The organism is Deinococcus rhizophilus, from assembly GCF_030271215.1.
GTDB lineage: Bacteria > Deinococcota > Deinococci > Deinococcales > Deinococcaceae > Deinococcus > Deinococcus rhizophilus.
In genome coordinates, this window is the sequence record NZ_JASNGB010000001.1 from 35,899 (window position 1) to 48,712 (window position 12,814).

Consider the following 12,814-nt stretch of genomic DNA (forward strand, 5'->3'; position numbering starts at 1 on the left):
AGAGGCGGAAGCTCAGGTGCCTTGAGCGATCACCACGGCGCTGCGCTCCGCCACGGTCGCGGCGTGCACATCGCCCACCTTCACGGCGAAGGTGTGGTTCTCGAAGGATCCGTGGTTGAGCTCCACCGTGTCGGGCACGCGGGTGTAGGTGCGCGGCCCGGCCTGGAACCCCTCGAGATAACTGATCTCCAGCGGGCGGGCGTTCCGGTCCAGCGCCACCCAGTCCCGGTCGCTGAGGTCCGCGTACCCAGCGGCCGGGTCGTTGTACCGGGGGTTGCCCTCCGGCCCGTCGTTGAAGATCTCCGCCATCAGCGGCTCGTTGTGCGGCGTGCCCGCGCGGTAGACCGGGTTGATGTTGGGCTCCAGCCCTCCCTGGGTGCTGCCCGCCAGCGCCTGGCTGTTCAGGCTGACGTAAGCCAGCGAGTCCCAGGCCGGGGGCAGATACAGGTCAGTCATCGTACGGGCCACGAAGCGCCCGTCGATCCGCTGGCTGGCCAGGAAGCTCTTGACTGCCTGGATGTTCTGGATGGTCGGTCCCTGCTCGCCATTGAGCAGCGGCAGGCGCGGCGCCATGCGGGCGACCGCGTCGATGACGCTCCACGCGCGGGTGCGCGCCGCCGCCTCGCCCAGTTCCTCCATCGCCTCGGCGAACTCGCCGATCTCGTCGTTGGTGTACATCTCCCAGGTGTAGGCGATGGCCAGCTCGTAGTTCACCGCGCTGTAGAACTCGCCCTGGCCGATGAAGCCGGTGTACTGGACGTTCGTCGCCTCGGGGCGCCGGGCCAGGAAGCGGTGCAGCAGGTTGGTGGCCCCCCGCGCCTTGATGGGCTTGAAGTTGTTCACCGTGCGGGTGCGGGCCACCTTCAGCAGCTCGCTCTCGAAGGGGGCGTAGCCGGGACGGCGGGCCGCGTCGCGGGTGTAGGCCAGCGCCAGCAGGAAGTCACTGGTGGTCAGCGTCTCGGTCTGCCGGTGCGCCCAGCGGATGCCGGTGAGGTCTTCGAGCACGCCGTCCTGCGCCGCCAGAGCCATGTCCCAGCCCTCGCGGTTGGAGATGCGCAGGTCCTGGCTGCGCTGGAGGTTCTCGTCGAGCAGGGCACCGTAGTAGCCCTTGTAAAACGCCTGGATGCCTGTTTCCAGGATGGTCATCATGGTGAGGCGGTCGACAACCTGCTCGGGGATGTAACCGCGCAGGGCGGCCTCGCGGTACCCCATGCGGAGTTTCTGTACGGTCATGCGGCTCCTTGCTGGTGCTCAGGGAAAAGAGGACGGAGGGCCGAAGGTCAGGCGTTGGCGCGGACGGCGAGCAGACCGTTCACTTTCCAGCCGACGAACACGCCGGTGTTCACGTCGCTGTAGGTACCGTCGGGCTGCTGGTAGACCTTGGCCCCCTGCGCGAGGGCGGCAGGCAGATCGACGCGCAGGGTGACGGCGATGCCGGGGAGGAAGACGCTGGCCTGCCCGGCGACCAGGCCCTGGGGGGTCACCCTGGCGGGGTTGTTCAGGTCGTCGGCGGTGACGCGGGCGGTGACGGCCACGCCCAGCAGGCCAGCGTTGCCGATGGCGACCGGGTGGCCTTCACGGGTATTCGCAGGCACCGCGAGCGGGAGGGTGATGCCGTCCATCGGGCTGCCGTGTGCACGGGTCTTCATGGGTGGGACCTCTCGGGGGAAAGAAGAAGGCCCCTGGCGAAGCGCTCAGGGGCCGGGGAAGCGGGGCGAGGCTCAGCGCAGGCCGAGGCTGCCGCGCACGTTGGCGACGGGGTTGTGGCCCTCCACCTGTCGGGCGGGGGCACTGTTGTTGCCGATGGGGAGGGACACGCCTCCGGCCCGCTGCGCGGCGCTCTCGTGCGGGCGCCCGCGTGGGGGAGTGGCCGCCGCGCCCATCAGCACCCGGCGCTCCTCGATCATCTGGCCGACGAGCTGCCTGGCCTCGTCCTCGCTGCCCGCCGCGACGCTGACCTGGATGACCTGCTCGCGGAACCGGGCGTCGAGGTCGAGATCGCCCACCTTCGGCGCCCGGGGGAGTTGCGCGGCCTCCAGCGCCGTGATGGCGATGTTGGTGCGTTTCTCGGTGAACGCCTGGCGCTCGCTGGCCTCCAGGCGGGCATTCAGGGCCAGTACGTTGCGCTCCAGCGTGCTCTCCGCGTGGGTGCTCGCAGGCGCGGGGCTGGGCGCGGGCTGGGGCGCCGGGGCGGGCGAGGGGGCCGGGTTCTGGGCGGGTTGAGGCGCGGGCGTGGGCCCCGGGCTGGGAGCCTGGGTCACATCCTCGGCGATGGCGACCATCGTCGCGGCGTACTCGGTCTGGTGCTGGGCCTTGATCTGCTCCAGCGTGAGGCCGGGGAAGCGGTCCAGCAGGGCCTTGAGTTTGGGGTTCATGCTGCCCTCCTTGGGGCGGTGGGTTTCCTTCTGCCGGGCGGTGCCGGAGAGGTCAGAGGGGTCGGACACCGCGTCGATGGTGAGCAGCCGGAAATCCGGCTGAATCACCGCGATGATCTGCTCAGGGTCAGGGAAGTCGGCGAGGCCGGGGATTTCCTTCGCGGGCAGGTACTGGGCGCTGCCGGTCCCGTTGCTGCTGATGCCGACGGCGACCTTGCGCTTGAGCAGCGCCCGCATGGTCTGCCCGGCGGCGTGGTCGTCCACCAGCACGCCGGTCGCCCGCACGGTGTCCCCGTCGAGCCACAGCCGCTCGTAGAGCACCCAGATGTTCTCCAGGCGGCCCTTGAGCGGGTCCCAGCGGTCCCAGGTGTCCTCGGGGTGCTCCAGCAGGCCCCACAGCCGCCCCGCCGCAAGGTCATCCTGGGCCGCGTCGATGGCGGCCTGCCAGACCTCGCGGGGATAGAGCCGCAGGTTGCGGTTCACGCGCCCGGCGGTGGCAACCGTCACGTCCACCAGAGTCACGGTCTCGCCGTCTCGCTTCTCCTCGCGCAGGGTGGCGTTCCCCCGGTCGGGGGCGAGGCGCTCGCTGAGGGCGAACACGCCGGTGGGGGCCGCGCTCTCGCGGAGGCGGCCGGAGACGAGGGCGGTGCAGGGCGAACGGTTGAGGTGTTCGGGCATACGGGCTCCTTTCAGCCCCGCAGCGGGGGCGGGGGCTGCAAGCGGGCGAGGGCAGCTTCGGCCTGCTGGGGCGTGATCTCACCGCGCTCCAGTTGCTGACGGAGGCGCTGGCGCTCCCGCTCACGTTCACGGGAAGTGAGGGTGGCGTGCTGAGGGGACGGGGTGGGGTTCAAGGGAAACCTCCGGGGAACAGCAGCAGCCAGCCCCAGAGCCCCACGCAAGCGGCCAGGGCGACGCCGATGAACGCCATCAGCCAGGGTGGCCCCTCGCCGGGGTTGTCCTCCTGGGGGGGGCGCGGCGGGGGCGGGGGTTTAGGGGGACGGGGGGCGACTCGGCCCATCGGGTTCACCTCCTGGGGTGGGGGGAGCGGCCTGGGCCTGCCCGAAGCTGCGCCCGGTCGCCGCCATCAACTCGGTCTCGGTCGGAACGTCCGCGCCCAGGCGACCGGCGGCCGACTGATCACTCAGCCAGCCCCGGTCGGCCATCGTGGTCACCACCCGCAGCAGCGTGTCCAGTGACTCGTCGTCGAGGCGCGGGAGGTTCCAGGGGAACTCCAGCAGGTCGGCCGTGACGGTCCGGTATCCGGTGCTGCGGCTCAGGCCGTCCCGGCTGACCTTGCTGTAGGGCACGCGGTACTTGCGGTTCGGCCCGTAGCGACGGATCAGCTCGGTGCGCAGGGTCCGGTCGAGGTAGGAGCGCAGGGTCGCCTGCCGCCGCAGGCCCAGCGTCACGGCGGGGGTGCCCATCTCGCTGGCGGTCGCGCGGTTGACGCTGCCGCCCTCCCCCAGCCAGTGCTCTGGCAGCCCGCCCAGGCAGAGGCCGACCAGCCGCAGGAACACCCGCATGTCCTCCTTGGCGTCCGAAGCGCCGCTGGCCGGGCGGGGGAACTCCAGCTTCTCGGTGACCCCGTCGTAGCGGTTGCCCGCCTTGTCGGTGTACCCCGGCTTGGTGATCAGGGGCACCACGGCACCCTTGGCCGGGACGTGGCGGAACGCCCCCGCTTTCGCCCGCCAACGGGCCTCGCCGCCGTCGGGCTCCTCCGGGTTGAGCATCGCCGTGTAGACGCCCACGATGCGCTGCTGAATCTCGTGGATGTTCAGGCGGTGGTTCGCCATGGCGATGTACGCCATCGCCGAGTCCACCGCACCGCTGACCAGGGGGTAGCCGCGCGGGTCGTTCCACAGGGCGTCCGAGGCCGTCCAGACGAACTCCCCCCGGCGCCAGGTGCGCTCGCGCAGGCCCTGGCGCAGGTGCAGGGCGCTCACCATGTCGGCCGCCACTGTCCCCAGCGAGGTGTCCCCCTCCACCCGTACCCCGGCCTCCAGGTCGAGGAACGCGATGCGGGCGGGGGCGTCGGCCCCGGGATCGTCGGCACCGGTCGGCCAGACCGTGGCCTGCTCACCGTCAGTGAAGAACTCTGGGAGCCAGCGTTCGGAGATCAGGGTGCCGAGGTTGTTCGCCTGCCAGAACTCCTCCAGAGCGGTGCGGGCGGCGCGGTCGTACACGTCGCCGTAGGAGAAGGTGTCGCCGATCAGGAAGCTCATGGCGATCTGCATGGCCCCCCAGAACAGGGGGTTGAGGTAGTACATGCTGCGGCACTTGAGCCGCTCGGCGTCGCGGTTGATGCCGTAGCGGCCGGGGCGCAGGCTGGGGCGACCCAGGCCGTCGGCGTAGGTCCACCCGCCCCGCAGGCCGGGGTCCAGCGGAGTCGCACCGTAGGCGTCGGCGATGCTGGGGTTGGCAGGCAGCGAGGCCCCCCGCAACTGGGCGGGGGGCGGGGCGTGCTCCTGCTGACTGCTCACGGGCTGGCCGTCAGGGCCAAGAATATAGGTCGTCGTACCCACCTCCTTCCTGTGCGGACCTGACGGTCAGGACCGCCGCTGCGTGCGCAGCCGGATCATGTCTGACCCTGCCCCCGAACAACCTCTCCGGCGCGAGGGCGAGCACGGCCCCGTCCCCGTCATCGGGGGACTGGCCCTTGGTGCGTTTCTTGAAGTCGTTCTTCTTCTCCAGCTTGCGGACATCCCGGTCCCCCTTGGTGACGTAGCCGTACTTGCGTTCGGTGAGATCGCGCTTGAGCAGCAGCGGCGGATGCTCGATGCGAATGGCGCTGAGCACCTCGTCGGCCATCGCGTACATCTCGGTCACGAGGTCCGCGTACTGGTCCGGGTCGGTGGGGCTGCTGCCGAAGGCGACCTCATGCACCACGAACCCGTCCGGGAACAGGGCGGCCACGTCCACCAGCTTGCGAATGCCGTCCACGATGCCGCCGCCGTACCCGGCGTCCACGCGGACGCTGGCGGCCGTTGCGCCCTGCGCCGCGTACTTCCGCAGCGCCTTGGCCGCCGCCTGCACGTAGCGGTCGGTGCGGCTCATCTCGTCGAGTTCCTGCGCTCCCTGGATCGCTTCCTCGAACCGCAGAACACGCTCGAACAGGCCGTAGAGCGTCCCGGCATCGTCTCCGAAGCGGGAGCAGTCGACGCCGAGTTGCACGCGGCGCACCGGACGGCGCAGGGGTTGCTGGGTGGCCAGCGCCACCATGACGGCGGCGCCCACTTCCGCCACGCTCTCGCGCCGCACGTCGCGGGTCAGGCAGGCGTCGAAGCGGCCCGCGCTGATGAAGGTGTCTCCGCCGCCGCCGCTGGGCGGGATGCCCAAAGCGCCGTACAGGAAGCCCCGCTTGGGGGCGAAGATCGTCCCCGGTGGGTGGAAGCCGCCGCCCGCCCTCGGCACCGGCCAGGGCACCGCGAAGGTGTGCCGCGTCTCGTCCATCTCGGGCACCACCTCGCACCCGAAGGTGCGCTGGTCCTCGATCATTTCGTTGAAGGTGCTGCGGGTCGTCCCGCCGGGCACCTCCGTGGTGCCGTTCACGACGTTGGGGAAGTCCAGCAGCGAGAGCCGGTACACCAGGGCCAGCGGGTGCATCTTCATCTCTTGGAACGTGGAGGAGGAGGTCTTGGGGTTGGCGTACAGCAGCCAGATGCGGACCGTGTTGCCGGTGAACTGGCGCTTCACCGCGTCGTACATGAATTCCGCTATGCCCTCGGCTTCCTCGAAGACCCACAGGTGGAAGTCGTTGTGCTGGCCTTGCACGCGCTCCGTGCCGGTCCCGCCCGCGTCGTTCGTCACGAAGCCCATGGCAAAGTGGTCGGCTGAGGTCTCCGCGCGCATGTCCTTGGGCATCAGGCCGGGCATGACGTTGCGCCGCCGGGCCTTCGCGTTGGCGACGTGCATGCGGATGTTCTTCCAGAGGGTGTCGCGCACCTGGTCGTTGGTGTTCGCCGTGCTCTGCACAACCGACGCGCCCCACACCCGGTAGAACCAGATGATCGCCGGGGCGCCCAGCCCGTACGTCTTCCCCAGGCCGTGCGCCGCCTCGATCACGAACACGTAGGGGACGTTCTGCTCGCCCGCGAGCTGCCGCCGCACGCTGTCCTGAATGTCCTCCAGAATTTCGTACTGCCCGGGCTTCCCGTTCATGCCCCGCCAGGGCTTCATGCCCAGCACCCGCTCGCAGAAGCCGATCAGATCGGTGCTGTAGCGCTCCGTCCACTTGCTCTGCTCGTCGCGCACCGGCCCCTGGGTGGGAAGCTTGCCGCTTTCGCGCAGGCGTTTGCGGGCGATGGCCTGCATCACCGCGCCCCGGGTCATCCAACTGGGCGGGCGGCTAGAACTCCGCGTCATCGTCCTCGTCGGGCGGGATCATGGCGGCCAGGCGCCACAGCTCCTCTTCGGGCAGCTTGTCGAGGTCGTCGGGCGACTTGATGCGGCCGAAGTTGATGTTCAGCTCCTCCATGCCCAGGGCCTTGCGCTCCAGCTCGGTGCCAATCTTGATGGTCCGGGCCATGTCGAGCACGTCCATCTTCTCCGGGTCCTGATGGGCCATCGCCCGCACACCCAGGGTGACCAGGGCCTTGCCGACCTTGGCCTGCCGCATCCGCACCTCGGTCTTCATGTCGAGGTCGAGGGCACGCAGCCTGCCGTCAACCTGCCGTCTTACCTCCAGCCGGAGATCCACCCAATCTTCTGCGCTGGCACGCTTCTCGATCTGCCGCTTGTCGGGGTAGCCCGGTTTGGCGGCAAGGCTCGCGTAGGTGACGGTGTCATCTCCGCGGATGTACTCGCGGCGGATGGCACTCCAGTCGTGCTTGACGCGCTTGTCCTCGGCGCTTCGCGCCCCGCCGCTGCCACTGTTCTTCGGGGTCGTCTTGGGGTTGGCGGGGGCATGTTTTGTCATGTAGATTCACCTCCTATGGGAAGATCAGGTATGCAAAGACTTCTGGGGCAGCGGCAGGTAGGTAGCAGCGTTGTGCAGGTCTGGGGGGTAAGCCGCACCGAAAGCTTCATCGGTGGCGCAAGCGAAACCGTTGAGGATTACGTCCTTGTGATCAACGGACACCCCCGTCATGACCTTGGTGCGATTGGGGCAAGCCCGGAGGCTCTGTTAGACATCGGTGCCGACGCGGTGCAGGGTGGCTATTAGACCTTTGGCGACCACCCCCTGCTGAACTCGGTCTTCCCCTGTGTTCCTCGCTCGGTCATCCCGCCCCTGTCGTAGAGGCGGGTGACTTCTTCTTTCTCCATGCCGCAGCGCTGCATCACCTGCTCGGGCGTCATGCCCTCCTCGTCGATCAGGCGGCGCACGATCTCCGCCATCTTCAGGACCCCGTGCTCGCCCCTGGCCCGGTTGTGGCGGATGGTGCTGAGCATCTGGTCTCCTACAGCGGGCGGCAGCAGCCGGACCACGGGCACGTACCCGCCGGTCATCGCGTAGATGCGCGGGTCGCCGCTGCACGTCCAGCGGTGAAAGCCGTCCACGATCTCGCCGTCTGGGCGGGCCACCAAGGGCTGCGTCCAGCCGTCCTCGACGATGCTGGTCTTCAGCAGCTCCATCTCGGGCTTGGCCGCGTAGTTCGGGTTGTAGTTGTTCGCGTAGAGGTCGTCGCGGTGCACCCACTCGATCACCGAGAGGGGCTGGGCGTCACGTCCGTGCTTCATGGCGTGTCTCCTTGGAGGGCGGCCAGTTCCTCGAGGTAGGGCGCGAGGTCGGCGCGGTACTTCTCGTGCATGCGCTGTACCTGCTCGGGCGGACGCCTGCCGATGTTGGGCTGGCGGCGGTCCTTGAAGTTCCCGCGCATGGCGATCTTGATGAAGAAGCTCCACGAGTACCCCGTCAGTGGGTGGTCGGCGGTCGGAGCCAGCAGGTCCGCGGTCTTGCGGTAGTGCATCCGGAGGTGGCTGCGAATCGCCTTGCTGACCTGGGCGGCTTCCTTCGGCGGGAAGTTGGCCTGCACGAGGTCGCGCAGCCAAGCCTCGTAGGTGATGCCCGGCGGCTTTTCCGGCACCTCGCCGAACGCGTACAGCTCGGTTCTGGAGTAGCGCTTGGCGGTGGCCGCGCCGGGCACCCGGTAGACCATCCGGTCCCACAGCTCGGGCTCGCACTGGTGGTACTGGTCTAGGCGCTGCATGGGCTCCTCGCCGAAGGGCGGCGCGAGGCGCTGGCGGGGCGGGCTGAACCCCAGCTTGTCCATCAGGTCGTAGACCCGGCAGTAATCCCAGCCGAACCGCTTGGGCGCGAGCCATACGTCTTCGGTGCGCCAGTCGTAGATCGGGTAGGCCTTCCAGACGTTGCCCGCGTGCTGGAGGTTGTTCGCTCCTCCGTAACCCCCGGTGTCCTTGACGATGTAGTTGTCCACTGCGCGGCGGCTCACGGCGGCCCGGCGGATCAGGCTCTCGTCGGCGCGGATGCCCAGCAGCTGCACCACGTTGCCCAGGGTGGGCGGGAACAGCAGGCCGCTCACCTCGGGGACGGACAGGCGATTGGCCGGGTCGTGGTAGTCGTAGCCGGGGATCTCGGTGATCGCCTCGGGCGGGAGGTCACGGATCCAGAGGTGGCGGTCCTCGGGTGCCCAGGGGGACCACACAGGCGACTCACTGGAGCAGGCATTTCGGTGCTTGACCGGCACGCACATCCAGCGCAGCGCCACGTCCGGGTCGGCGGCCACGCGGCGCACGTAGTCCACGTTCTCGGAGTAGATGCACTCCTCGTCCCAGAAGACGACGTCGAGCGGCGTGCGGCCCAGCTCGCGGGCCACCTCCAGGGCGAGGTTCAGCACGATGGTGGAGTCCTTGCCGCCGCTGAAGCTCACGCTCACGTGGTCGAAGCGCTCAAAGAGGACGTGCAGGCGCTCACGGGCGAGGGTCAGCACGTCCTGCTCCACCGTCTGCGGCTTTAGGCGGCTCTGCTTGGGGTTGTGCTGGTAGGGGCGACCCAGCGCGGGGTGCGGGGGCGCGTACTCCGGGCCGGTCACGTCAGGCCCCGCGCGTCCATGAACTGCCGCGCCGACGGGAGCACCGCCGCGGCCTCGCGCACGATCTCCGGGTCGGTCTCCCAAGTCTGCGCGAAGCCGTCGTCCACGTCCCGCGCGTAGGGGCGCTGCGGCCAGGGGCCGGTGCCTGTCACCCACCCGTCGCGCATGGCGTAGAAGGGGGGCAGGGCCAGGCCCTCGCGCCTGATCAGCTGCAAGACTGCCTCGTGGGGCCAGTCGCGCAGGGGGCTGTGGCGCAGGGTGCCGCCCCGGTTGGCGTAGAGGCCGTCCTTGCCGCAGAAGTTCCCCTCGGCCTTGCGGCGGCCCAGGATCAGCACGTCCAGGCCCTTGCCCCGGAAGTAGAGGTCCTGGGCCGTGTGCTGCACGAGGCGGTACCACTTCGCGTTGGTGGCCGCGTCCTGAGGAAAGAGCATGGCGGGGTGGTCGCGCAGCCACAGCAGGCCCTGGCCGGTGTTCACCGTGCGGACCCAGCCGGGCTGGTGCTGGGCGAGCCAGGCCAGGAACGACGGGTACTCGAGTTGGGTCAGGGCCAGCACGCCGTCGAGCACTCCGGCCCGCTCGGCGACCACCTGCAGGGCGAGGCTGTCCTTGCCGCCGCTCCAGGCGATGGCCGCCCGCTTGCCCGCTGTGACTTCGCAGACCTCGCGCACGGCCTCGTCGAGGAGGCGGTCGAGGTCCGCGTCGGGGAACAGGTCGGGGCGGTTCCAGGCGGCGTCCCAGGCCTCCTGGGTGGTGTTCTGCCTGCGGCCGAGGGTCACTGCTCGGCCTCCCGCATGTCGCAACTGCTGGCGTCGGGGCGGTCGTCGGTCAGGAAGATGGTCTGCGCCATCATCTTGAACCCGCTCATGCGCTCGCGGAACGTCTCGATGCTCTCCTCGGGGTGTACGGAGTCGATCACCGCGTTCGGCCCGATGGCGTTGAACTGGTGCGAGACGCCGCGCGGGATCTGCATGTCCACGAAGGAGCAGGGCGGCACCAGCAGGTTGTAGCGGGTGCGCTGCACGCCCTCCGGCAGGTCGGGCATGTCGTCCTCGAACTGGAAGGGCACGAAGGGCGTCACGCCCGGCACGTTCGTCACGATGAACGGCGAGAGGCTGCCCACCCGGATCACCGTGTCCGGACCGGTCATCATCCGCACGAAGCGCAGGCCGGTGTGCAGGTGCATCCGCGAGCAGATGCCGCGCTCTTCCACGTTGTAGAAGTCCATCAGGTAGCGGCTGGCGAAGTAGCCGTCGAAAGGCTTTTCCAGCATGTACACGTCGCCTTCCTCGAACTCCTGGGCGCGGGTGATGCCGTCCTCGTCGGGGGTGCGGGCTGCGCGGCTGCCGTGGGCGGCCCGCACGATGCGGGCAAAGGCCCACACCATCTGCCCGGCCAGCTCGTCGCTGAGCTGCATGACGGGCGTGACGACGTTCTGCGCGGGGTCCACGAAGGTAGCCACATCGTGGATCTCGTTTTCGTCGTCGGGGTGGTGCTTCATCGGCTCGGGATTCACGCGGCCACCTCGCTGAGGTAGGCGCGGATGATCGCCATGAACGCCTCGGGCGCGGTCGCCACGCCGAACTGCTCGCGGGCACGCTTCACGGCCCGCTGGGCGAGGTCGCGGTCCGGCGCGGGCACCACGTACACGACTTGCACGTACTCGGGGTTTCCTGGCCCTACAGGGGCGGCCGGTGGGGCAGGCTCGGCGGGGGCCGCGTCCCCTCCCGCCGCCGGGGTGGGGGTGGCCTGCGCCTGCGGCGCCGCTGCTGCCGCTACGCCGATCAGGTCGTTCAGGAACTCGCTGGGGGCCTCGGGGAGCGCGGGGGCGCTGGCCGCCTGGGCGTCCGTCTCTTTCACGAACGCTTCGAGGTCGAATCCGGCCACGGCGCGGAGATCATCGTCGAGGCCGCCCAGCATCCCGGCGAGCAGCTCGTCGTTCCAGCCGCCGAGTTCGCCCGTACGGTTGTGGGCCACGAGGTAGGCGGCGGCCTCGTCCTCGCTGCCGAAGCTGCCGCCGCGCGTGACGGGGACCAGCCACATGCCGTCCTCGCGGACCTGCACGAACTGCGGCGCGGGCTGACCGGCGGCGTGGGCACGCTCCAGCACGGAGAGGCGGCCGTGCCCGGCGATCAGGCGGCCCGTGGCCTCGTCGATGGCGAGGGGGTCGCGGAAGCCGAAGCGGCTGATGCTGGCGGCGATCGCGCCGTCGGCGTGCTCCTTCGGGTTGCCCGGCCAGCGGGCGAGCTGGTCGAGCGGCAGGTACTCGATCCGCAGGGCGGCATCGGCAGGGGCGGCGGGGGTCTTACGTGGGGCCATACAAGCTCCAGCCCGACTGTCTACCGTGGTGGACACGGCAGGCTCCCATCGGGGCGACGCACAAGGATTTGCCCATGGGGCAGCGGCGTCTTGAGGTGGTCGTGGGGCAGGGGATTCCTGCGGCCCGGTGGTGGTGACTCCCGGAGTTGAACCGGGGCAGCGCATGCCGCTGAGGCGAACGCGCTGTGGCCCTGTCACCACGGCATGAAAAAACCCCGCCACAGGCGGGGAAGGAAGCGGGGCGAGGGGGTGTCAGGGCAGACTGGCGAAACGCAGGCCTGTGGCGCGCACCAGCGTCCCTTGGCCGGTACTTGGGTTCACAGTGATGATCTGCCCAGCATTGGTCCGGCCGTAAAGCGTGCCATACAGGTAATCGAGGCCGTAGACATCCGCATAGCCCGTGGACCCCACCACCTGCACCGTCTGCGTCGCCAAGACGATACGGACGAGAGCGTCCGCAGATGAACTGGTGCGAACAGTCGCGTAGAGGCTGCCGTCCGGCGCGAACGCGAGGTCACCGCTGGACCGATAGCCCATGTTCATGACCTTGGTGGCCTGGCCCGTCGACGTATTGACGTTGTAGAGGTTGCCGTCCAGCGCAGCCGCGTACAGTTGCCCCTGTCGGTCGACCGTCAGAGCGTTGATATTCCCCACGCCGTAGGAACCGACAGCGCTGATGGTCTTGGCATTCAGATCAATGCGCAGGAGACGTGAGAATGTCGAGGCATACATGACGTCGCCTACCTGCGCGGCGTCCGTGATCTCGTCAACGTAGGTCAGTTCCATGGTCTTCTGGTCGCTCGCCGCACCCTTGAGAACGATGGAGTAGAGCGAAGAATCCGTGACTGCATAAGTGCGAACCACATCAGGCACGGGGCCAGGGTCAACCGGGCGAACGCTTCCGCCCCCACCACCACACGCGGCGAGGGTGAGGGCGGCTAAAACCAGTGGACCAAGCAGTCGAGAGTTCATACCGTCTGTGGTACCTCATAAACCTCGGACACAAGAGCAAAAATGAGGCATGCCCCCCCCAGCTCCCCCCAGAGTCTGAGGCTGGGACAATAGGAGCAAGAGCGGCTCAGCGCTTCATGGCGGGACCTCCAGGGGTGGGGTGGGCCGCACCGGGGTAAGACC

At 69.1% G+C, this 12,814-nt stretch carries 13 protein-coding genes; all 13 read right to left on the reverse strand.

Annotated elements, in window-relative coordinates:
- Window positions 1-12 precede the first annotated feature (12 nt).
- A complete protein-coding gene (locus QOL99_RS00200) occupies window positions 13-1,233 on the reverse strand; it encodes a phage major capsid protein (protein ID WP_285520609.1) in 1,221 nt (406 codons plus the stop codon).
- 47 nt (window positions 1,234-1,280) lie between these two features.
- Window positions 1,281-1,649: a hypothetical protein gene (locus QOL99_RS00205; RefSeq protein WP_158679887.1), complete on the reverse strand. Its 369-nt coding sequence runs from the start codon at window positions 1,647-1,649 to the stop codon at window positions 1,281-1,283.
- Window positions 1,650-1,721: 72 nt separating this feature from the next.
- The gene (locus QOL99_RS00210; RefSeq protein WP_285520610.1) at window positions 1,722-3,053 is read right to left on the reverse strand and encodes a hypothetical protein; all 1,332 of its coding nucleotides are present in this window, start codon (window positions 3,051-3,053) and stop codon (window positions 1,722-1,724) included.
- Window positions 3,054-3,064: 11 nt separating this feature from the next.
- Entirely contained in the window at window positions 3,065-3,226 is a 162-nt protein-coding gene (locus tag QOL99_RS00215) for a hypothetical protein (protein ID WP_158679888.1), read from the reverse strand.
- 138 nt (window positions 3,227-3,364) lie between these two features.
- On the reverse strand, window positions 3,365-4,855 hold the full coding sequence (locus QOL99_RS00220; RefSeq protein ID WP_285520611.1) for a hypothetical protein: 1,491 nt from the start codon (window positions 4,853-4,855) through the stop codon (window positions 3,365-3,367).
- A 10-nt stretch (window positions 4,856-4,865) separates the two neighbouring features.
- Complete coding sequence (locus QOL99_RS00225) at window positions 4,866-6,737, reverse strand: hypothetical protein (RefSeq protein ID WP_285520612.1); 1,872 nt, start codon at window positions 6,735-6,737, stop codon at window positions 4,866-4,868.
- Window positions 6,721-7,290 carry a hypothetical protein gene (locus QOL99_RS00230; protein WP_285520613.1) on the reverse strand — a complete coding sequence of 190 codons (570 nt, stop codon included), beginning with the start codon at window positions 7,288-7,290 and terminating at the stop codon, window positions 6,721-6,723. The genes QOL99_RS00225 and QOL99_RS00230 overlap by 17 nt, the downstream gene beginning before the upstream one ends.
- Window positions 7,291-7,532: 242 nt before the next feature.
- On the reverse strand, window positions 7,533-8,051 hold the full coding sequence (locus QOL99_RS00235; protein ID WP_285520614.1) for a ParB N-terminal domain-containing protein: 519 nt from the start codon (window positions 8,049-8,051) through the stop codon (window positions 7,533-7,535).
- Window positions 8,048-9,364 carry a DUF3440 domain-containing protein gene (locus QOL99_RS00240; RefSeq protein ID WP_285520615.1) on the reverse strand — a complete coding sequence of 439 codons (1,317 nt, stop codon included), beginning with the start codon at window positions 9,362-9,364 and terminating at the stop codon, window positions 8,048-8,050. Before QOL99_RS00240 ends, QOL99_RS00235 begins: the two co-directional genes overlap by 4 nt.
- Entirely contained in the window at window positions 9,361-10,140 is a 780-nt protein-coding gene (locus QOL99_RS00245) for an adenine nucleotide alpha hydrolase family protein (protein WP_285520616.1), read from the reverse strand. The genes QOL99_RS00240 and QOL99_RS00245 overlap by 4 nt, the downstream gene beginning before the upstream one ends.
- Window positions 10,137-10,877, reverse strand: a complete 741-nt coding sequence (locus tag QOL99_RS00250; protein WP_285520617.1) for a hypothetical protein — start codon at window positions 10,875-10,877, stop codon at window positions 10,137-10,139. Before QOL99_RS00250 ends, QOL99_RS00245 begins: the two co-directional genes overlap by 4 nt.
- Window positions 10,874-11,680, reverse strand: coding sequence for a ParB N-terminal domain-containing protein (locus tag QOL99_RS00255; protein WP_285520618.1), 807 nt, complete (start codon window positions 11,678-11,680; stop codon window positions 10,874-10,876). The genes QOL99_RS00250 and QOL99_RS00255 overlap by 4 nt, the downstream gene beginning before the upstream one ends.
- 252 nt (window positions 11,681-11,932) lie before the next feature.
- The gene (locus QOL99_RS00260) at window positions 11,933-12,553 is read right to left on the reverse strand and encodes an SMP-30/gluconolactonase/LRE family protein (RefSeq protein ID WP_285520619.1); all 621 of its coding nucleotides are present in this window, start codon (window positions 12,551-12,553) and stop codon (window positions 11,933-11,935) included.
- Window positions 12,554-12,814: the final 261 nt, after the last annotated feature.